General features: G+C 39.8%; 22 protein-coding genes. 10 read left to right on the top strand and 12 right to left on the bottom strand.

What is annotated here, in order from left to right; all coding sequences use genetic code 11:
• Positions 1–23: 23 nt before the first annotated feature.
• The gene (locus tag IPM34_12370; protein MBK8956332.1) at positions 24–2,285 is read right to left on the bottom strand and encodes a hypothetical protein; all 2,262 of its coding nucleotides are present in this window, start codon (positions 2,283–2,285) and stop codon (positions 24–26) included.
• A 208-nt stretch (positions 2,286–2,493) separates the two neighbouring features.
• Between IPM34_12370 and IPM34_12365 the strand changes: the two genes are divergently transcribed.
• The 7 genes from IPM34_12365 to IPM34_12335 all read left to right on the top strand — a co-directional run bounded on the left by IPM34_12365 (position 2,494) and on the right by IPM34_12335 (position 10,522).
• Positions 2,494–4,023 (top strand): hypothetical protein, encoded by a 1,530-nt coding sequence (locus IPM34_12365; protein ID MBK8956331.1) that lies wholly within the window; start codon positions 2,494–2,496, stop codon positions 4,021–4,023.
• Positions 4,024–4,245: 222 nt separating this feature from the next.
• Positions 4,246–6,102, top strand: coding sequence for an ABC-F family ATP-binding cassette domain-containing protein (locus IPM34_12360; protein ID MBK8956330.1), 1,857 nt, complete (start codon positions 4,246–4,248; stop codon positions 6,100–6,102).
• Between the two features lie 47 nt (positions 6,103–6,149).
• Entirely contained in the window at positions 6,150–7,427 is a 1,278-nt protein-coding gene (locus IPM34_12355) for a HAMP domain-containing histidine kinase (GenBank protein ID MBK8956329.1), read from the top strand.
• Positions 7,424–8,113: a response regulator transcription factor gene (locus IPM34_12350; GenBank protein MBK8956328.1), complete on the top strand. Its 690-nt coding sequence runs from the start codon at positions 7,424–7,426 to the stop codon at positions 8,111–8,113. The genes IPM34_12355 and IPM34_12350 overlap by 4 nt, the downstream gene beginning before the upstream one ends.
• Positions 8,104–9,030: a DUF4271 domain-containing protein gene (locus IPM34_12345; protein MBK8956327.1), complete on the top strand. Its 927-nt coding sequence runs from the start codon at positions 8,104–8,106 to the stop codon at positions 9,028–9,030. Before IPM34_12350 ends, IPM34_12345 begins: the two co-directional genes overlap by 10 nt.
• Positions 9,031–9,063: 33 nt before the next feature.
• On the top strand, positions 9,064–9,831 hold the full coding sequence (locus IPM34_12340; GenBank protein MBK8956326.1) for a uroporphyrinogen-III synthase: 768 nt from the start codon (positions 9,064–9,066) through the stop codon (positions 9,829–9,831).
• 58 nt (positions 9,832–9,889) lie between these two features.
• Positions 9,890–10,522, top strand: coding sequence for a CoA pyrophosphatase (locus tag IPM34_12335; GenBank protein MBK8956325.1), 633 nt, complete (start codon positions 9,890–9,892; stop codon positions 10,520–10,522).
• 103 nt (positions 10,523–10,625) lie between these two features.
• Here IPM34_12335 and IPM34_12330 read toward each other — a convergent pair whose 3' ends face one another.
• The 8 genes from IPM34_12330 to ddlA all read right to left on the bottom strand — a co-directional run bounded on the left by IPM34_12330 (position 10,626) and on the right by ddlA (position 17,073).
• A complete protein-coding gene (locus IPM34_12330) occupies positions 10,626–11,234 on the bottom strand; it encodes a fumarylacetoacetate hydrolase family protein (protein MBK8956324.1) in 609 nt (202 codons plus the stop codon).
• A gap of 52 nt (positions 11,235–11,286) precedes the next feature.
• A complete protein-coding gene (gene trpS / locus IPM34_12325) occupies positions 11,287–12,306 on the bottom strand; it encodes a tryptophan--tRNA ligase (GenBank protein MBK8956323.1) in 1,020 nt (339 codons plus the stop codon).
• 117 nt (positions 12,307–12,423) lie between these two features.
• Positions 12,424–12,804, bottom strand: coding sequence for a RidA family protein (locus IPM34_12320; GenBank protein ID MBK8956322.1), 381 nt, complete (start codon positions 12,802–12,804; stop codon positions 12,424–12,426).
• Positions 12,805–12,878: 74 nt separating this feature from the next.
• The gene (rpmF, locus tag IPM34_12315) at positions 12,879–13,088 is read right to left on the bottom strand and encodes a 50S ribosomal protein L32 (GenBank protein ID MBK8956321.1); all 210 of its coding nucleotides are present in this window, start codon (positions 13,086–13,088) and stop codon (positions 12,879–12,881) included.
• Positions 13,089–13,098: 10 nt separating this feature from the next.
• Positions 13,099–13,641, bottom strand: a complete 543-nt coding sequence (locus IPM34_12310) for a DUF177 domain-containing protein (GenBank protein ID MBK8956320.1) — start codon at positions 13,639–13,641, stop codon at positions 13,099–13,101.
• Positions 13,642–13,707: 66 nt separating this feature from the next.
• The gene (locus IPM34_12305) at positions 13,708–15,003 is read right to left on the bottom strand and encodes a serine hydrolase (protein MBK8956319.1); all 1,296 of its coding nucleotides are present in this window, start codon (positions 15,001–15,003) and stop codon (positions 13,708–13,710) included.
• 235 nt (positions 15,004–15,238) lie between these two features.
• The gene (locus IPM34_12300; GenBank protein ID MBK8956318.1) at positions 15,239–15,775 is read right to left on the bottom strand and encodes an outer membrane beta-barrel protein; all 537 of its coding nucleotides are present in this window, start codon (positions 15,773–15,775) and stop codon (positions 15,239–15,241) included.
• 209 nt (positions 15,776–15,984) lie between these two features.
• Entirely contained in the window at positions 15,985–17,073 is a 1,089-nt protein-coding gene (ddlA, locus tag IPM34_12295) for a D-alanine--D-alanine ligase (protein MBK8956317.1), read from the bottom strand.
• 306 nt (positions 17,074–17,379) lie between these two features.
• On the opposite strand from ddlA, the gene IPM34_12290 reads away from it, so the two are divergent.
• From IPM34_12290 to IPM34_12280, 3 genes are read left to right on the top strand one after another with little or no spacing between them, the layout of a single operon-like run.
• Positions 17,380–18,048 carry a PASTA domain-containing protein gene (locus tag IPM34_12290; protein ID MBK8956316.1) on the top strand — a complete coding sequence of 223 codons (669 nt, stop codon included), beginning with the start codon at positions 17,380–17,382 and terminating at the stop codon, positions 18,046–18,048.
• Between the two features lie 23 nt (positions 18,049–18,071).
• Positions 18,072–18,383, top strand: coding sequence for a rhodanese-like domain-containing protein (locus IPM34_12285; GenBank protein ID MBK8956315.1), 312 nt, complete (start codon positions 18,072–18,074; stop codon positions 18,381–18,383).
• A gap of 7 nt (positions 18,384–18,390) precedes the next feature.
• Positions 18,391–18,750, top strand: a complete 360-nt coding sequence (locus IPM34_12280; protein ID MBK8956314.1) for a YraN family protein — start codon at positions 18,391–18,393, stop codon at positions 18,748–18,750.
• 455 nt (positions 18,751–19,205) lie between these two features.
• Here IPM34_12280 and IPM34_12275 read toward each other — a convergent pair whose 3' ends face one another.
• The 3 genes from IPM34_12275 to rlmB are packed head-to-tail and all read right to left on the bottom strand — an operon-like array spanning position 19,206 to position 21,371.
• Complete coding sequence (locus IPM34_12275; protein ID MBK8956313.1) at positions 19,206–19,730, bottom strand: gamma carbonic anhydrase family protein; 525 nt, start codon at positions 19,728–19,730, stop codon at positions 19,206–19,208.
• Positions 19,731–19,761: 31 nt separating this feature from the next.
• Entirely contained in the window at positions 19,762–20,625 is an 864-nt protein-coding gene (locus tag IPM34_12270) for a TraB/GumN family protein (protein MBK8956312.1), read from the bottom strand.
• Complete coding sequence (gene rlmB, locus IPM34_12265; protein MBK8956311.1) at positions 20,622–21,371, bottom strand: 23S rRNA (guanosine(2251)-2'-O)-methyltransferase RlmB; 750 nt, start codon at positions 21,369–21,371, stop codon at positions 20,622–20,624. The genes IPM34_12270 and rlmB overlap by 4 nt, the downstream gene beginning before the upstream one ends.
• Positions 21,372–21,416 lie beyond the last annotated feature (45 nt).

Below are 21,416 nucleotides of genomic sequence, written 5' to 3'. Positions count from 1 at the left end.
CATCTTGAATCATAGCGCTAAAATTATCTGGGCTTTGTAAAATTTTGGAAGGGTTCATATTCCCCAATTTCTTTGAGCAATATATCTTTTTTATAACTGTAGAAATCAAATTCATAACCTTGAGACAGGGCATTTCTGAGATGTTTCATTGCCTTTTCAAAATCGTTTAAATGACAATGATATACCGCATGAGCATATTCAAGTTGACCTGGGTACCCGGATCCGATATCTTTTATTTTTTCCATCCAGGCTCTCGCCTGGTCGTATTGTCTTAATTTTATAAAACATACAGCAGGGAATGCAATGAAAAATCTGAATTGAGGAGTTTTCTCAAAATGCATCACTTGTTGAATGGCTGCATTTTTGAAATCACCGGTCAGGTAATAAACCATCCCTTTGTAATAATGATAAAACATGTTGTTTGGGTTTTCCTCATTGGTCGTATTTAATTTTTCTATATAAGGAGCCAAACGAGTAGGATCATCTTGAAGATAAATTTCGCATACTGCTTTCCAATAAAGTGCCGGTTTGGTATATAATTGCTGATCGGCAGGAATGTAATCGGTATAATGCTTCAGCAATCGGTCCAAAGTATCCCATTTTTTTAAATGGATCATAGCTTCAATATGCGCCAAAGCAATTGTAAAGTGCAACACGGGTATTTTATCATTCTGTATCCGGTATACGACTGAATCGTATTGTTCCAATGCACAATAAGCTTCGTAAATTTCGCCTAGAAATGCCTGGTCTCTTGAGTTTTCGCGAATTTCAATGGTTCGAACCGGCTTGAATTGATGAAACTTACGGATAGCTGCAGATGGCTTATTGGCAGATACATCGTAATACATCGCTTTCGTTGCACCGGATTCCAATTTGTATTGTGTGTAAAGTTTCCATTGAATATCGGAACTTCGCTCAAGATCTCCGCGGAGTCTGGCTTTATGCGCTTCAAATTGAAGAAACTGATGGCCATTAAGGATAGCTGATCTTTTTTCCAGCAGCGCCACAATGGAATCATTCGTGCTTCGGTAACCCCAGGTACTTGCCAATTCAAGTATTGAAAAATAAGGATCAACAAAATTTGAATCCAATTCAATTGCATCCAGAAGATATTGCAATTTTCGATAACTTTCAATGGCCGGGGTTTGTCTGGCTTTTATAAAGGACTCGTAGGCATTAAATTTGGGGGCTTTAATTCCATTGGTCCTGTAAGATGCTGTGGAAAGAAAATATCCCAACAATTTTTGGATCAATTCCTCCAGATGATTATTGAAATTTATTTTTGCAAAAGGTTGGGATTTGATGCCGTATTCAATTTGCCCGGTTTCCAGATTGATAATCTCAAATGCGATCAACAATTCTTCCTGTTCATTTTTATACAGGGTTCCTTTGATATGCGTATTTGCAGATTTGGGGATTTGAATTAGTGATATGTTCTGATTGCTTAAGTAATTTTCTTCTTTAATTACAGAAATTTTACCGGTTTCAATAAATCCCTGATTGATCCAGTCTCTGGCCATAAAACCCAGATCATCCAAACTTTGATCTGATGACTTGTTTTCAACCGGAGAAACAAAAATAACAGGGTTTGAGGCTGATTTCTGATCGCTCTTATCATTCCGGAAAAAAAAAGCCAACACACACACACACAAACTAAACACCAGTGCAAATTTAAAATATGCCGGATTGGACAAACCCTTCGATTTTAGTTTTCCGTTTATTTCTTTTTTGTGCGGGAGATAAATGCCTTCATTTGCCAAAGCATAAATGGTGTTGGGTTCCTGCACATTTTTAAAATGAAACCTACCAAGTTCTGCAATCTGGTATTGATTTTTATTTTTAATTTCCTGATAGATTTTATCAGATATTAAAATAGAACGCGGTTTGCTGAGCGATTGGATTCGGGAAGCCAGATTGACGGCATCTCCAAAAATATCATTTTCCCTGAAAATAATTTCTCCGGAGTGGATCCCGATACCCAATTCAAATTCGTAATGTCGATTCGTTTCCCGATGAAGAAATAACGCAGCATCGACCGCTTGCGAGATGGTATCAAAACTGCAAAGCATTCCGTCGCCGATTTCTTTGATCAATTTTCCATCAAATTTTTGCATGGCTACCTGGTGGAGTTCCCTGCTTTGTGCAAGAAAGAGCATAGCCCTCTCTTCATTAGTCTCCATGATGGCGGTAAAGCCGGAAATGTCCGAAAATAAAATGGCTGCCAGTTGTCTGTTCTCCGGGTTCATTGCATGGAGGAAATTGGTGTAAAGATATAGTTTGCACATTCAACCAGTTTATCTTCATAGTCTGGTGTATACAGTTTTTTGACATAAAAATGGCCATGGTATTTGGGTGAGAAAGTCCTGACATTTCTTTGGCTCAGGGCAAAAAATCCATAAAAAATCTTAACTTGCAGGCATCGGGCCAAGTTCTCAGGGTCTCTTTAGGAAAACCCCCGTGAGGTTAACGTTGAAAGCTCAATTCTAATATTCTATGACAGCTACCAATCCGATTATGAAATTTTTAATTCTTTTTTCATTTGTTTTCATTTTTAACGTGTTTGAATTACTTGCTGTAAATTATCACGTACAACCCAACGGAAATGATGCAAACAATGGTTTGAGTTTCACTACTGCGTTCAAGACCATACAAACTGCGACCAACAAAGTGGCAGCAGGCGATACAGTTTTTGTTTACAATGGATTTTACAAAGGATTTGACCATTTTTATAAAAATAGTGGAAGCGAGGGTCATGAAATTGTCTATTATGCTCAAGAAAATCAAGTAGTCATTAATCAATCTTGCGGCAGAGGTTATGATGGATTAAACATAGAAGGTTCGCATTACATCCAAGTAATTGGGTTTAAAGTACAGCGCATTGCTGATCCAAATGGTTCGGGTGAAGATGGCATTCGTGCGGTGCTCGCCAATCACATCACCATCAGTCATTGTGAAGTCGACAGTTGTTACAGGGGAATTTTTACAGGATATACGGATGACTTCCTGGCCGAATTTAATATTTGCAAGCGTTCGTATGGCGAACATGGGATCTATGTTTCTAATAACAGTGACCGGGTAGTCATCAGGTACAATCAATGCTTTGAAAACGCCAGAGCAGCAGGCATCCAGCTCAATCCTGATTTGAGTAGCGGAAGCCCGGGTATTTCTACCGATGTAAAAATCTACAACAACATATGCTATGGGAACAGGATCGGATTAAACCTTCAGGGAATTTATTATTCTGAGGTATATAACAATCTTATTTATAACAACGGATCTGGTGGTGGTGGAAATGGCATCACATTTTTTCTTGGAGATGCCGCAACAGGATGCAACGATGTTAAAGTGTACAACAACACGGTGATTGTTCCATCGGCTTCTCAATGGTGTATTCTCGCTATTGAAAGCGATAGTCTTTTTGTTAAAAACAACATCCTTCTTAGTTTCTCGGCAAAAGGTTGTTTGGATATTGAAAGCAGTTGCACCAATTACTTTGGAGATTACAATTTGCTGAACGATAAAATGACCGTAAATCAAGGTTCGAGTTACATCAATTTCGCCATTTGGAAAGCCATGGGGAATGACTTAAACTCCATTGTGATTAACGATAATGCATCGGTTTTTAAAAACGTCACAGGCGGTGATTATAATTTAAGCGATAATTCTCCGGCTATCGATGCAGGAAGTTCAGAAGTAGCCGGTCTGGTCGTTGAAGACATTATACACACCAAAAGACCACAAGCGGGGAAATTTGATATCGGCTGTTATGAGAAAATAGCCACTACATTCGCACGCGACGAAGTTGAGAAAATGAATTTGAAAGTTTCAGACCTGGGCGACATACTAAGTTTTGAAAACCTGACTGAAGATCAGCAGGTCATGTTATTCAATACAGAAGGTAATGTGTTAAGTAAAGGAAATAAGGTAAATAAACGTCTGTTGCTGCCAGGTATGTACTTCTACTTTGTCTTCGATACGAAATCCGGAACAACGCTTGGGACCGGTAAGATTTTCCTGCCCTGATTGCCCTGAACAGCATTTAATTAACTTAAGGGGACTTCTAAAAAACCTCTCAGGCGAGTCGAGTGAATTTTTTAAACTCAGAGTTTACTGCGGTATCCCGCTTCACGGGAGAGGAGTTTAAAAAATTTGTACAACGAAGTATCAGGGATTTTTAGAGGTGCCCTTAAAGATCTTTTTGAATTTCTGTGAAGGATTTGTTCGGGCTCTTTTAGCTTTGCCCCAATGAATTATCTTTCGATTGAACGGGCAAGTAAATCCTATGGGGAAAAACTGTTATTCGCCGATCTGGATCTTATGATCAACAGAGGTGATAAAGCAGCATTGGTGGCCCGCAATGGATCCGGCAAGTCCTCTTTGTTGAGAATGCTTACTGGAGAGGAAGCCCTGGAAGGCGATCAGGTTTCTCTGTACCGGAACAAAGATGTTCGTTTGGCATATTTAAGCCAGGATCCCAATTTTGAAAAAGATGCCTCTTTGCTGGATGCCTTGCTTCACGAGCCATTTGAATGGATGACTGGACTCAGAGATCTCCACTCAGCGCATCTCAGACATCCCGAGGACTCCTATGAATCCATGTTGGCTTCCTTGGACCGTTCCGAAATCTGGGAAATCGACACCAAAATGAGGGAATTGCTGGGAAAATTCAATCTGCCTTCACTTTCGTTTCCGGTTTCTAAACTGAGTGGCGGTCAAAAAAAGAGATTGGCATTGGTTCGAATTTTATGTGGTGATCCCGAATTTTTAATACTGGATGAACCCACCAATCATCTTGACCTCGAAATGATCGAATGGCTGGAACGCTATTTGAGCCAGTCCTCCATCACACTTTTTATGGTCACGCACGATCGTTATTTTCTGAATAATATTTGCAACATTATTTATGAACTGGATAACGGTCGTTTGTTTAAATATCAGGGCGATTATGAAGACTATCTGGAAAAGAAAACCCAACGCTTGTTAAACGAATCTGTATCACGCGAAAAAACCGAAAAACTTCTACGCAAGGAATTGGATTGGGTAAGGCGAATGCCCAAGGCAAGAACAACTAAAAATAAAGCAAGAGTTGATAAATATTTTGAACTGAAAGATTCCATTCAGGGTCCCAGACCAATGGAAATGGAAGAAATACCTTTGGAAATGCCAAGGCTGGGCAGCAAAGTACTGGAGCTTCATCACATTCACAAAACTTTCGGAGAGAAACCGATTGTAAAAGATCTGAGCTATAAATTCAAACCCAATGACCGCATTGGAATTGTCGGTCCCAATGGCTCCGGGAAAACCACACTTATAAATTTGATGACTGCTAAAATCAAACCCGATCAGGGAAAAATTATTGTCGGGGAAACTGTTGTATTCGGTAATTACGAACAAGATGGTTTGCAATTGCGCGAGGACAAACGGGTCATCGAGGTGGTCAGAAGTATTGCAGATTATATCCCGCTGAAAAAAGGCCATAAACTTTCTGCGGAAAATTTATTGGAACGTTTTCTCTTTCCTCGAAGCCAACAGCAGGTTTTTGTTTCGCAATTGAGTGGAGGAGAAAAAAGAAGATTGTATTTACTTACCATTCTGATGTCCAATCCTAATTTTTTAATACTGGATGAACCCACCAATGATCTGGATATCATTACACTCAATGTTCTTGAGCAATACCTCATCGATTTTCCGGGTTGTGTCCTGGTGGTCTCTCACGACCGTTATTTCATGGATAAAATAGTAAACCATTTGTTTGTTTTATCCGCTGACGGACACGTAAATGATTTTCCGGGCAACTACTCCGATTTCAGGATAAAATCGGATAACAAGACCCAGGAAAAATCCATTGGGCAGGAAGAGATTCCACAACAACCTGTCAAGCCCAAAAGACCGGGCCAAAAAGAAAAAAGGGAGATGGATCAAATTGAAAAAGAGCTCGATAAAATTCATGTGGAAAGAGATCTTTTGCTTGAAAAATTTAATGGACCAGCATTGAATGAGGCTGAATTCACTGGAATCAACAAGCGTTTGTCTGAAATCCAGGAAAGAATTTCAATCCTGGAATTCAGGTGGGAGGAACTTCTGGAACAAACCTATGGTTAAACAATATTTGTCCCGGTGGGTTATACATTGGATTTAAAATTAGTTGCTTGTCAAGCGGTAAAATAGTAGTCATTATTATCTTTAGTGTTCTCGTAATTCTTGGAATTCTGGGAATGCAGGCCTATTTTATGCTTCAGACCTTAAACAAGGAAGATCGCGAATTTCACAGAGATGTCAGTACGGCTTTGCGAAATACTGCGCTTGGTATCGCCAAGTACAACAAGGCAAAAATTTCAGAAAAAGGGTTGATCGTTCAGGATGCCAGCAATACATACGAAGTAAAAGTCAACACACCTATCGATCAGGCTGTACTGGCAGTTTTATTGGAAACCGAGTTTGAAAAGCAACATCTCAACACGCCATTCGAATACGGGGTTTATGATTGCAATACCAATGAACTAATTTACAGCGAATGTTGCAGCGTACCCAAACAAAAAAAAGTTACTTCCACCAAGAAAAAGAAGGCAAAGAAAAAAACAGATGACACCAACTATTTTGTTGTAAAATTTCCGGAAAAAGAGTCCTACCTCTATCAAAGTCTAGGAAACATGTTGTTTTTTTCCGGACTTATTCTGGCAGCTTGTCTGATTCTGATTTCGGCTATTTATATCATACTTAGGCAGAAACGTTATTCTGATCTTATGAAGGATTTTGTAAATAACATGACCCACGAATTTAAAACCCCTATTTCATCTATAAAAATTGCATCAGAAGTATTGTTGAATCACCCTCTTATCGAAGATGACAAGCGATTGACTCAATATACTAAAATCATTAAAGATCAGAATCAGCGCTTAAACGATCAGGTTGAAAAAGTCTTACAACTGGCCAAGATGGAATCATCGAGCTTCAGCCTCAAGATGGAAGAAATCGATCTCCATGAGATCCTGCAACAAATTTTGAGTAATTTACAGCTCCGCATCAGGGATGCCGGGGGCATCATGGAATCGGAATTTAATGCGGTTAAAATTAGAGTTAAAGCCGATAAATTCCATATGACAAATGTGTTGAGCAACCTTTTGGACAATGCTATAAAATACTCCAAGGAATCGCCGGAAATATATATCCGGACCTTTGACCTGATCGATGCTTGTGTCATAGAAATAGAAGACAAAGGAATTGGTATCAAAAAAGAAGATTTACCCTATTTGTTTCAGAAGTTTTACAGAGTTTCCACCGGGGACGTGCACAATGTCAAGGGTTTTGGAATTGGCCTGTATTACGTGAAAAGAATCTGCGATGCCCACGGTTTTGAGCTGGGGATCCAAAGTGAATACAAGAAAGGAACAATTGTTCGTATCTTGGTCAAAAATTCGCATAAATGAAACGGGCCAGACTTTTATATGCCGAAGACGATGAAACGCTGTCATTTATCACTAAAGACCACCTTGAGTTGCAGGGTTATGAGGTCGTCCATTGTGCCAGCGGAGCCGCTGCTTTTGATAAGTTTAAAGAAGAGAAATTCGACCTGGTCATCCTCGACGTGATGCTTCCCGAAATGGATGGATTTACGATTGCTGAAAATATCCGTAAAAAAGATCACCAGATCCCCATCATTTTCCTGACTGCCAAATCCATGAAAGACGATAGAATCCATGGACTGAAATTAGGAGGAGATGATTACCTGACCAAACCTTTCAGCATCGAGGAACTGATCCTTAAAATTGAAATATTTCTCAGAAGAAGCAGGGTTTTTGAGGCTCCAACTGAAGAAAAGGAAATCCAGGTTGGCAAGTATCTCTATATGCCCATGGAATACCAACTTGTATTGAACGACCAACCCAGAATTCTTACCCAGAGAGAAAGCGAGTTGTTGAGTTACCTTTTAAAAAATAAGAACAAAGTGATCAAGCGTTCACTCATACTAGAAACACTCTGGGGTGAGGATGACTATTTTATGGGAAGAAGTCTCGATGTATTTATTTCCCGTTTGCGTAAGTACTTAAATGAAGACCAGGAAATCAAGATTGATAATATACATGGCATTGGGTTTAAGTTTATATGTCCGTAATTACAAGGAGTTTTATAGCATGCTTTTTAATTTTCATCGGCATTACTTGTGTACTCAAAGCACAAAGTCCCCGAAATCCTTTCAATCTTAAAAAATCCGCATCCGAGCACCGGGAAATATCTGCTGAACCTCAATCTGACAGCATCAATTCCGGCTATCCTAATCCGTTTGAACTCAGAACTCCGGTTTTAAATATGGATTCCATTGGAATCCGGCAAGCTAATCCATGGATAAGCTGGATTAAAGAAAAAAACATATACAAGATTAAAGATATAGAGATCAAATCTCTGTTATTCTGGGGATTGCTGTTCCTTAGTTTTCTACTTGCCATTGCCCTTAACATCAACCGCTCCGTTACGGTCAAATTATACAGGAGTCTGGTCAATGTCAATTTTCTAAGTCTGTTGTACCGGGAATCCAGAGAGGACGTTAGTTTGGTTTTTTACCTATTATACGGTCTTTATTTCATTGGATTGAGTCTGTTTTTGTACCTGGTGATCATTCATTTTGAAGGTCTCAAGGCGCCTGTTTATATCCTGTATATTACAGGATTTGTACTTGCAATTTATTGTCTCAAACACCTGGCTATTAAAATATTAGGCTATGTCTATGGTATTTCTAAAGACACCGATCGTTACCTTTTCAGTTTGGTCGTATTTAATTGTATTTTAGCAATCGTACTCATTCCTTCTAATTTTATCATCACTTTTGTAAGCCCTGCCATTGGCGAAAAATTGATGTTTCTGGTTGCAATTCTAATATTTATAATACTGATTTACAGGCAATTGAGAGAGATTATATTTTCAATAAATCTCTGGCGTGAGCATATATTTCACTTTTTATTGTATCTTTGCACCTTCGAAATCGCACCTGTTTTTGTTTTATATAGTTATTTGACAAGACAAGGAGTGTTTTGAAAGCTGAAGGATATGCCGACAAAAACGACAACCATTGCAGCCAGTAAAGAGAACAGATTGAAGCGCGTAAAAAACGTCCTCATCTCGCAACCCAAGCCCGAGCGATCGCCATATTTTGATCTTGAGGCTAAATTCAAAATCCAATTGGATTGGAGGCCGCTGATCACCATTGAAGGTTATACTGAAAAAGAATTCAGACGGCAGCGAATCCGGCACGATGAATTTCCTTGCATCGTTTTTACCAGTAAAAATGCTATCGAGAATTATTTTAGACTGGCTGAAGAAATGCGGTTTAAAATCAATGAAATGAACAAGTATTTCTGCGCAACAGAGGCTATAGCCAATTACTTGCAGAAATTTATCATCTTCAGAAAAAGAAAAGTTTTTAATGGAGTTAAATCGGTGACTGAGTTGGCCAATTACTTTACCAAGCACAAAGAATCGGGCCCATTTTTAATTCCCTCTTCTGAATCCGGAAATTCTGATGTGGCGAGTTTTTTAAAATCGCTTAAAGTAAAGTTTTTGGAATCACCCATGTACCGGCGGGTGAGCTCCGATCTGAAAGACTTAAAAGATTGCAATTACGATATGTTGGTCTTGTTCAGTCCTCAGGAAGTCAAATCTATTTTTGATAACGATCCCGATTTCGATCAGGGATCTATCCGAATTGCAGCTTTTGGCGCTGCAGTTGCAAAGGCAGTTACTGATGCAGGTCTGATTCTCGATATTCAGGCACCGACTGTGGAAACTCCATCCATGCATATGGCTATCGAAGAATATTTGAAGAAAGTAAATAAGTAATTCTTCTCATCTGATTTTTTCCTTTTTTTAATGATGGATTATCTGGAGTCACTGAATCATGGTGGATTGGAAAAATAAACTCATAAAAGCACTCGAATTGCAATTGCCGGGCGTAAATGCTCAGAAGAGAATGGCACCTTATCATGGCAGATTGGAAATTCAAATACCTGAAGACGCACACCTGGCTGCAGTACTCATCTTATTGTATGAAAAATCCGGTGAAGTCTTTTTTCCTTTGATCACGCGTGTACACAATAAAGAAAAAGATCAGCACAGAGGTCAGGTCAGTTTGCCGGGTGGAAGAAAAGATAAATCGGATCCTTCTTTGGAGCAGACAGCGATCAGAGAATGCTCGGAAGAAATAGGAGTATCCGCAAATGCTATCGAACTATTAGGCAAGCTCAGTCCATTGTATATCCCTGTAAGCAATCATTATGTATTTCCATTTATAGCAACGTGTGCTACTACGCCTTATTATAAAATTCAACTGGAAGAAGTGGAGGAAGTTCACGAATTCCCGGTGAGCGCCTTGAACAACAGGAACCTCAGGTCTCACTTAGCCATACGAACTACCGATGGAATTCAACGCCATGTTCCTGCATTTTCTTGGGGAGAGTTGGTAATCTGGGGAGCCACAGCGATGATACTCGAAGAATTTGCTGAAGTATATGCCAGTTCTTACAAGAATTGAATGGATTTAATATGCTTCTCAATCTGACTTTATAAAACGGGGGTGGATTTACATTCAAAACTCATATTTGGATGCATCCATTGTCATTAAAGAAATTTCCAGATTACTTAATGTCCAGCTCAAACATGAGTTCTCCATTTAAAAATCCTTCCAGATGATCTCCGATTTTTACAGGGCCAACTCCTGCAGGGGTACCAGTGAATAAGATATCGCCCTTGTTGATTTTGAAAAAGCGGGTAAGATAATTGATCAGAAAAGGTACACTAAATACCATTTCGCTGTTGTTACCCTTTTGTACCGTTTGGTTGTTGATTTTTAATTCGAAGTTTAATTGATCTTTCTTCAATTCTTCAAGGGGTATCCATTTTCCAATTACAGCTGAATAGTCAAATGCTTTACTGATTTCCCAGGGCAGTGATTTTTCTTTGCATTTTTGTTGCAAATCCCGGGCTGTAAAATCGATCCCTACGCTTACATGGCTGATGTAATCCCAAACGAGATGTTCCGGAATGGATTTTCCTTTTTTCTGAATTTTAAAGATCAATTCAATTTCGTGGTGGAGATCTTTGGTAAAATCGGGATAATACAAGGCACGATCCTCCGGTAAGATGGCAGTTGGCGGTTTTAAAAAAATGACCGGCTCCGTTGGAACCTGATTGCTTAATTCTTTCGCATGTTCCGTATAGTTTCTTCCAACGCAGAATAGGGTCATCGTTTATATTTTATAATGTGCTTTTATAAATTAATCTCAAGGAAACTTTTTGTTATCCGATTCCGGTCAATGCTTTTACTTCAGAAACCGTTTGTGCTGCTCTTTTACGGATTTCGGCTGATGATTTTTTAATCAGATCTTTGATCTCTTTTTTATTAGCCAGTAATTTCTTTTTTTCTTCCTGAAATGGCGCAACCAGATTGATCAATGAATCGGCAACAGTATCTTTTAATAAACTGTATTGCAATTCTCCTGATTCATATTCTTTAACGAGTGTCTGATATGCCATGGGATCAGATGCTTTCAACAACATAAATAAATTCTCAATTCCTGCACTCATGTTTGAAACTGAGTTTTGTATTTGGTTTGTTGTGTCCTGTGTTCCGGTATCCGTAACAGCCGACCTGATTTGTTTGCGTATTTGGGCAGGCTCTCCAAAAACATCGATAAAATGTTTTTCACCCGCACTTGCACTCATTTTTCTTTGAGGATCTGCCGTGGACATCACCTTGGGTATTTCAGTGAAAAGTGGTTCCGGGAGTTTGAAATAATTTTTTCCGGTTACATAGTTGAATCGCTCGGCAATATTTCTGGTGAGTTCGAGATGTTGCTCCTGGTCTTTTCCAACCGGAACATAATCCGCTTTATAAATCAGAATGTCTGCAGCTTGCAACACCGGGTAGATATACAATCCGGCGGAAACAAACAAATCTTTATCTTTTTCTTTCAATTGTTGGGTCTTGTCTTTGAACTGGGTCATGCGGCTCAGTTCACCATAACTACACATACAAGAAAGGATCCAACACAATTCTGCATGTTCCGGAACCAGAGATTGGATAAACAGGTTTTCTGGTTGAACGCCGCAAGCCAACAAATTGATGGCCAGATCCCATACATTTTCTTTCAGTTTTACAGGATTGTAAGGCATGGTCATCGCATGATAGTCTACAATACTGTAAATGCAATCGTATTCCTGTTGCAATTCTACCCAGTTTCGAATGGCACCAAAATAACGGCCAAAATGTAACTTTCCTGTGGGTTGTATTCCACTTAATATTACTTTCCTCTCCATAATGTAAGGGCACCCCTCTGGGGTGCTTTTTTATTGTGTATAATTATATAAAAAGCAACAAGTTGCTTTTTAGTTCTTGCGAACAAATAGTTCCCTTTCAGCTTTCAGCTTTCAGCTTCATTCCGCAGCAATACAACTGATCTCAATATTTACAAACCTTGGCAATTCAGCCACCTGAACCAGCTCTCTTGCCGGTGGCTCAGTACCCTGGAAATAGGTGTTGTAAATTGCATTGATGATATTGAATTGATTGATGTCTTTTACAAATACAGAGCATTTAAGCACATGGGTGTAATCCATAGATGCTGCTTTCAAAATAGCACCAAGATTGTCCAAAACGCGGTGTGTTTCTTCTTGAATCGTACTGTTGCAAAGTTCACCGGATTTTGGATCGATTGCAATCTGACCTGAAACATACAGGATTCCATTGGAAAGAATGGCCTGACTGTAGGGTCCTATCGGTTTTGGGGCTTCATTGGTAAATATGACTTTTTTCATAAACACGTGGATTTTAAATACAAAAAGCTCCTCATACAAACTATGGGAGCTTTTCAGATAAGTTTAAAATTTGATCAGGCTTGTTCAGCCGTAGCTTCTGCAGCAGCACCCCTGATGACCACATTTCCTTTGTAGTACATACTGCCTTCGTGCCAAAAGGCGTGGTGCATGATATGTGTCACACCTGTCGTCTTACAAGTGGCCAACTGGGGAGTCTCCGCTTTATAATGCGTTCTCCTCTTTCTTTTGCGTTGTTTGGAGTGCCTCCATTTAGGATTTGGCATAGCTTACAATTTAATTCTCTTTTAATTTTTTTAATGCATCCCATATCGATCCATCTGTATGCAAATCATCTTCTGATTTGATCCGGCTCAGCACATCCTGGTCGCAAGGAGGATTTTCCATTTGCGCACAGTCTATGGTCTGAGTAATGGGCAATGAAAGGCAGACATAATCGTAAAAAATATCTGCAAGTTTCAAATCCACTTCACCGGGAGTCAGACAAATCAAACTTGGGTCCGATACTTTTTCAAGAGAGGTCTTTACATAAAGCTGATAATGCTGTTGCACCGGGATTTCGATATTCGCCAGACAGCGGTCGCAAACCGACTTGTAGCTTCCGTTGATATCGAGCTGCAGAGAAGATAAATCATCCTGCTTGTCCAGGAGCATGTCTATGGTAAAATAACCTTTCCGGATAGGACTGCCTTCGAAATGTTCAAAAAATGAACTATCCAAAGACCAACTGAATTGGTGGATGCCGTTTCGCAAACTTTTTAGCGGAACCGCATATACCCTCAAAGAATCCATAGCCGGCTTTTGAAAAACGGACTGCAAAGATATAAAAAATTGATTTATAGAGGCTAGGAATCTGAAATTCCTTAACAAACGTTTAAACCGAGGCTATATTTTGACAAAAGGAATGCTAATATTATTACTTGCTATTTTAATATAATATATACCAGGTTTAAAATCATTTATTAATATATTGTTATTATTATAAATATATTTATCTACGCATCTACCGAGAAAATCGTAAATTCCAATTTCCGTATAGGACTCCAACCCCGCTATATGAAATTGGTCGTTTACAGGGTTTGGAGAAACAAATAATCTGGTCTTTGTATCGATTTCTTCATGTGAAGAGACCGGCAAATTGCACCGGATTTTGTTTAAATATTTCCACATTTCGCGGATCAACAGAATTGGAACTTCATCATTGCCATTGGATTCTCCCATTCTTAAGACCACCAGTTTTTCACCAGGAACCACACACAAGATCTGGCCGTTTTTTCCAATGCCGGCAAACATATCCTTCGGGGCATCGGGCACCAGAAAACCAGGGAAATCCAATTGCAAGCCAGGTAATTTAAAAGATTTCTGCCCGTTGAGCCACCAGAGGTAGCCGTACGCCGGATTTAAACTCTGTGAGCTTTGGGTCATGGAATTGAAATAATCGTTGTTTTTCAACAAAGTGTCAATGCCCCAAATACCCTGGTTTAAAATCAGTAAACCAAACCTGGCCATACTCCGGGCATCACTGAGATACACATTGTCGTATCCCGAATTAATCCAAATGCCTTTGATCCCTGTCCGAGATTTTAACCTGGATTGGATATAGCTGTTTTCGTTCATTCCCGAGGCAGTTTCCAATACATTCCTCAATAATGTATAAGGAGCGTTATGGTAGGCCCATCGTTTGCCGGGATCGGCCTTGTAAACCAGGCATGAAGGCTGCGTGCAATGGTTGTCGGGAACTCCATCGTCTAATCCACTGGTCATAGTCAGCTGATGCCAGACGGTGATGGAATTTTCCTGCGTTGGCGTACAACCTGTCCAGCCCGATCCCAGATATTTGGAAGTCGGGTCTGTCAGTTGAAGCAATCCTTCCTGTTCAGCCATCCCAACGAGAAATGCTGTCAGCGTCTTGCCTGCAGAAGCCCAGTACCACAAAGAATCTCTGGTAAATTGGTCAAAATATTTTTCGATGACAATTTTGCCATCCTTTAAGACGATTAATGCTTTACTTTCTTCAGCATCGAGGTAATCGTACAGGGTTTGAATTTCAGAGCTACACCATTTAAGGTTTTCGGGGGTCGTAGTTTCCCAGACATTGCCCGTCAAGGGTGGAAAGTAAAGATTCTGTGAATGCCCCCAATTGTATAAACATAGACAAATTCCAAGGCTTAAGCTTCTCATAAAATTTAAATAATAAGGCTTTGACATTTTTGGTGAAATTAAGTTTAACTGTATTCTGAGAAACATCAAGTCCAATTTATGTGATATTAAGAATGAAATTCAAAGTTGGCAAAATAAACAGGATTAAATGTACCTCCGGATGTCCGTATCTTATAATAAACGATTCGGGGAAAGGCAAAAAAAAACCTCCGGATCAAACATCCGGAGGTTTAATTCTTTTTGGATTAAATAAATCCTAGAAATGATACCAGAGACCAAAGCTGATATCACTCATGTTGGTGTTGATGGTAAATTCTGAATCTGAATCACCCTGATCAGGACTAATGGATGTAAAATTCAAAAAGCCCAATGCAGCACTAATTGACCATTTGTCAGCTAACATGTAGGATACACCAGGAGTAAGGCGGACCTCTATTTGAGACCCGTCAAATACACCAGCATCAGTTACAATTTTACTGGAAAAAGCTGCACCTGGAGCTAAATAATAGTAAAAATTGTCACTTTTCCAGCAAATGCGATACTCTGCTCCGATACCGAAAACTGAAACTGTTTCAGCACCATCACCAGCCTTATTGCTTTGGAAATTGATGCCACCAACCAATGCTCCATTGTCGCTTAACCAATAGCCTAATCTTGGACTGAGTGCAAGATGTGAATGTCCATCTTTACTTCTAAAACCGAGATCAAGTCCGGCAAAGAGTTTGCTCTGGGCAAAAGAAGCCGCACTAAATGCTAAAATAAAAAGAAAAGAAAGGAAAAGTTGTTTTTTCATAATGTGCAAGTTTTGCAAGTTTAAAATAGGTTTAATACTCCGCAATTTTAACAATTATCTAATCCAGAGCAAAACTTTTTATCAAAAATTTTTATACGTATTAAATGCTGCTAGTCAGGCGTAAAGCGGCAGGAATTTTGGATTTAAACAAGATTTCACCGCAAGTTATTGATTGACTACAATTTAGATAAGGTTTTCCGCTTGCTTTCTTAAAAGCCGGTCCGGAGCCCATTTTCCTCCTTGTACCGTTCTAAGGCAAGCTGGATCAGCCGGTCGATGAGCCCGGAATAACTGATTCCTGTGTATTCCCACATTTTTGGATACATGCTGATTGCCGTAAATCCCGGCATTGTATTGATCTCATTCACGAAGATCTTGCCTTCGTCTGTCAGAAAGAAATCCACCCTGCTTAAGCCTTCACATGCCAATACTTCAAAAACTTTTACAGCCATGTCCCGTATTGCTTGTGTTTGCTCCGGGGTAATTCTAGCCGGGATTTCGATCTCTGCACCCTTTTTATCCAGGTACTTGGCTTCGTATGAATAAAAATTATGGGTTGGGATGATCTCGCCCGGAATGGAGGCCACAGGATGGTCATTCCCAAGAACTCCGCATTCAATTTCACGACCTTTGATGTTGGCTTCGATAACTATTTTCCGGTCAAAAGAAAAAGCCAGTTGTATGGCCTTTTCAAATTCCGATTCCGATTCTACCTTAGAAATCCCTACAGAAGAGCCGAGATTTGCCGGTTTTACAAAAAGTGGCAATCCCAGAGTATTGGAAACCATGGTAAAATCCGGCCTGGGATCTGATTTTTTACAGACCAGAAACGGTCCCACGGGCAAACCCGACTGCAAAAGCAGCCGTTTCATAATATCTTTATCCATACCCACCGCTGAGCCCAGCACCCCGGGTCCTACAAAGGGGATATCCGCCAGCTTTAAAAGACCCTGGACCGTACCATCTTCTCCAAAAGGTCCATGTAAAATGGGGAAAACCACGTCAATGGTTTGATTTAGTGGCATATTTTCCAAAGGAATTAAAGCACCTGAACTTTGGGGTGTGAGTGCAACCCGGGTTTCACCACCTTCGACCACCAGGCTTTCCCCGGTTTCAACTAAAGCCAGTTGGCCGGGTTCGGGAAGATGTTTCCAGTAGCCTTGTTTATCGATATGAATCAACACCGTTTCATATTTGTTTACATCTAAAGCCTCGATGATATTTTTTGCAGACTGTATGGAAATTTCGTGTTCTGCAGATTTTCCCCCAAACAGGATCCCTACCTTTATTTTACTCATGGCATACAATTAAGACCATGCAAATTTAATTACATATTAAAACTTTATTTAATATAATTTGGAAAACCGGAACCTGGAGTTACAGCTCGGCTCTTCTCCCTATCTTTGATCTTTGCAAAATATCCTGTAGACATTAAACACATGCCGCAAACAGAGGAAAAATTTAGTATTAAAGACGTTCCGCATTTTCTTAAAAGCAAATTGTTTGGACACACGCTCCTGCGATTGTTCCTGGTCCTGCTGATACTCTGGATTTTGCACTCCATTTTTTTAAGACTCTACACCAATCACGGACAAAAGTTAAAAATGCCGAAATATATAGGGGTCATGCAACAGGAAGCAGAGAAACATGCTGATAAAAAAGACTTTGTATTGGTCGTTAGAGATTCTGTTTTTCGGAAAGGGATCCCGGGCGGAATCATTATTTCTCAAATTCCTGCAGCAGGTTCCTATGTTAAGGAAGGTCGCACGATTTATGTCACGGTCACCAAATACAGGGCTGAGGGATTTTTATCTGCTGATTTACCGGTATTGTATGGAAAAAGGTTCGAATTTAAAAGGAAGGAACTTTTCAACAATTTTGAAGTTTATTCCAGAGTGAAAGAAATACGATACGATCCTGGACCTGAAGAGCATATTCTGGAGGCGTATTACAAGGGTAAAATCATTACCAACGCAGACCAAAGAACGGATGATATAGAAATTTACCGGGGCGACACCCTTGATTTTGTACTTTCAACGCAAAGCGGAGGCAAAGTTGATATGCCAAAATTGATTTGTTTGAATTTGGCTGAAGCCAGGTTTTTATTAAATACATATAAACTGGAACTCACAGATTTGCAATACGAAGAAGAAATTACCGATGAAGAACTAGCTTTCGTACTGTGGCAGCATCCGAAACCTGGTGAGTCAGTTGCACTTGGTTCGTCTATTCAACTCAAAATACAGCAATCGAGACCCGATAATTGTGATTAAACTTTTAAATTTTAAAAATACTTATGGAAGATATCAGCGTTCAGGACTTGCACCAGCGTTTGGCAAATGGTGAAGTGCTTCATCTCATCGATGTCAGAGAACCCTTTGAACACGATGAGTTTAACATCGGTGGCACATTGGCTTCATTGCAATCGGAACTGCCGGTAAAAATACAATCCATGGATGGAATGCAGGACGAAGAAATTATTGTTTACTGCAGAAGTGGGAACAGAAGCCAGATGGCAAAGATGATGTTTGAAATGGCTGGATTTAAAAAAGTAAGAAATCTGACTGGTGGGATGCTGGCCTGGAAAGAGAGCTTCCCTTCCAAATGAAGTATAAATGGATCCTGCGCATATCCGAACCGGAAAACAAGGAGAGGCTATAGCCTGCAATTATTTGGAAGCCAATGGATATATAATTCTCGAAAAAAACTGGCGATTCAGAAGGTCCGAAATCGATTTGATCGTCAGAGAAGGAGAGGTCCTGGTTTTTGTAGAAGTAAAATCGAGAACCTATTCCCCCTTTTCTGATTCAGAAAACCTCATGACCTCCCGAAAAGAATGGATGTTGCAGGATGCAGCTTCCGCCTATATGCTTCAGAACAATCATTACTGGGAAATCAGATTTGATTTGATAACGATCCTGTTTCTTAAGGATGGAACGCACCGGGTCGAGCATTACAAAGACGTGTTTTTTTGATGAAGCCAATAGGATAGATTATAGAGCAAAGTGAATGAATATGCGCAGACCAAAGAGAATAGAGGAGGAGGATGGAGAATAGTGCAGAGAGCAAAGAGATTCAAAAGGATGAGTACAAGGCTCAAAGCCTGAAGCTTAAATCTCAAAAAGTTTAATTTTATGGAACTTGTAGTTTTACATAGGATTTTCCTAAAAGTCGAAATCCCGATAAAATGGCATAATATTTTAGAAAAGAAATAAATCCCTATATTTTATCGGGACGAAAAGTCAAAAAGTCAAAAAGTCAAAATCCCGATAAAATTGAATATTTTAGTAAAGAAATAATTCTCTATATTTTATCGGGACAAAAGGTCTAAAAGTCAAAAAGTCAAAAAGTCTAAAAGTCAAAAGGTCTAAAAGTCAAAAAGTCAAAAAGTCAAAAAGTCAAAAAGTCCTAAAGTTCGAATCCAAAGTCTTCATTCTTTCCCTTCCCCAAACCACTTCCCGTACATCATATAATTTCTGGCAGTTCTTTCGATATGAAATTTGAACAACGCAGTGTCGAGTTGCTTTACTTTTTTTGCTGGTATTCCGGCATAGATGTAACCGGACTCGAGTTTGCTGTTTTCAAGGACTACGGCACCTGCACCAATTAATACATGGGACGGAATTTCCGCATGATCCATAACAATGGCTCCCATTCCGATCAAAACATCTGAAGAAATTTTACAACCATGCACGATTGCACGATGTCCTATGGACACCCGGTCTCCGATGTAAGTCCCTGCTTTTTCATAAGTGCAGTGGATTATGGCTCCATCCTGAATATTGACTTGATTTCCTATCCTGATCTCATGCACATCGGCACGCACCACAGCCTGAAACCAAACACTGCAATCATCACCCAAAATCAAGTCGCCTATTAGCGTAGCATTATCTGCAAAAAAACAAGAATGACCCCATTGGGGCGTTTTGTTTCTTACAGGCAGGATCAGGGCCATTGGTCGTTTAACTTTATAATATTAACAAGTGTTAGTTGATGCGGGTCAGCTGATAACCTTTCTCTCTGAGCAATTGCAACAATCCTTTGGGTCCACCTAAATGCCCTGCTCCAACTGCAAACAGACTGATCCCTGATTTCATTTCCTGTTCGATGACGGGCACCCAGCTTTGATTTCTTTTGAAAAGCAACATTTCCAGATAGGGTTTTAAGGCGGGATCCTCAGACTCGACCGATTGAACCATTTTTTGAATATCTTGAGATAGATAGACCTTGTATAAATCTTCCATTTTTTCTTTCGGAGCCTGGATCGATTCGACCAGCATTCTGGCTTGAACTTCATAGGGAATGCTATCGAAAATGGAGATTTGAAAATCAAGAGTTTCCAATCCTTCCAGTGATTTCTCTTTTTGCCGGGACATCGCAGCAAGTTCAAGTTCGTAAGACTTAAAGCTACCATCTTTCAAAGCAAGCGGATTTCCTTCCGTGCCGGCCAGCGCACTGAGCAAGAGTGGTTTCATTCTCTTCAATAAAGCCAGAGGCATACCTATGTTTTCAAAATGAGATTCGATCAGCTGGTACTCTTTTTCATCGAGCAGATCCGACAGACTTTTACCATCATCCATAAAGAGCTTGTCCATGATGCCAAAAAGTTTTCCAAAATTTTCCATTTCATCCATGTCGATCTCCATAAAAATTCTGTTGGCTTCTTCGAAAACCTCATCAAATCCATGAGGCATGAAAAAGTGCTTGGCTGGAATCATATGGATGGTTCCGAAAACATAAGCTTTTTTAGAGGTTCCTGGCTCTTCGACTTTCCACAAGAGCCCCTGGTCTTGAGCAAATAATATCGGAGAGAGGAAAAGAACGCCAATAGCTGTTAGTAAATGTCTCATTTAATTTTATTTCCCGGTTGATGTTGTTTCCATTCGTAAAAAAATATTCCCGCCGCAACTGAAACATTCAGGGACTGAATGTTTCCGGATTGGGGGATGCACGCCCATTCATTAATCAGCGGCCGGATTTCATCTGATATTCCACTGCCTTCTGAACCAAAAACAAACGCCAGCGGTTTTTGAAGGTCAAGATCCGCTATGGCTTGGTCTGCTTTTTCGCTGGCTCCAACAATAACAATTCCGCTGGCCTGAAGTTGACGGATGCTGAAAACCAGGCTTTTTTCTCTGCAAACAGGTATCGACAGCAATGCTCCTGATGAAGATTTGATCGATTCACTGTTTATAGGAGCACTGTTTTTTTGACCAATGACGATCCCATGTATTCCGAAGACCTCAGCGGAACGCGCAATGGCACCAAAATTTCTCACATCCGTAATGCCATCGCAAATAACTAAGGCAGGGTCAATCCCATTCATAAACAGTCCATCGACTAAATTGGACACCAGATGATAGGTTACCGGATTGATCAGCGCAATGACGCCCTGGTGATTTTGTCTGCTCAGATGATCCAGTTTTGATTTGGGCACCCTTAAAACAGGGATTTTATGGCTTCGTGCCAGTTTTAATAAGGACTTGCTGTCTTCAGAATCCAGACTTTCAGAAATAAAAATTTTCTGAATTGCAGTTTGAGCAGCGATTGCTTCTTTTAATGCGTTCTTTCCCAGAATCAAATCTTTTTTTTGCATTCCAACTTCAATATTTTCGTTATTTTCACCATTTGAAAAAATACA

The sequence above is a fragment of the Saprospiraceae bacterium genome (assembly GCA_016716185.1).
Lineage (GTDB): Bacteria > Bacteroidota > Bacteroidia > Chitinophagales > Saprospiraceae > Vicinibacter.
The sequence above is the reverse complement of the archived record's forward strand: the minus strand, read 5'-3'. Positions and strand labels throughout refer to the sequence as shown.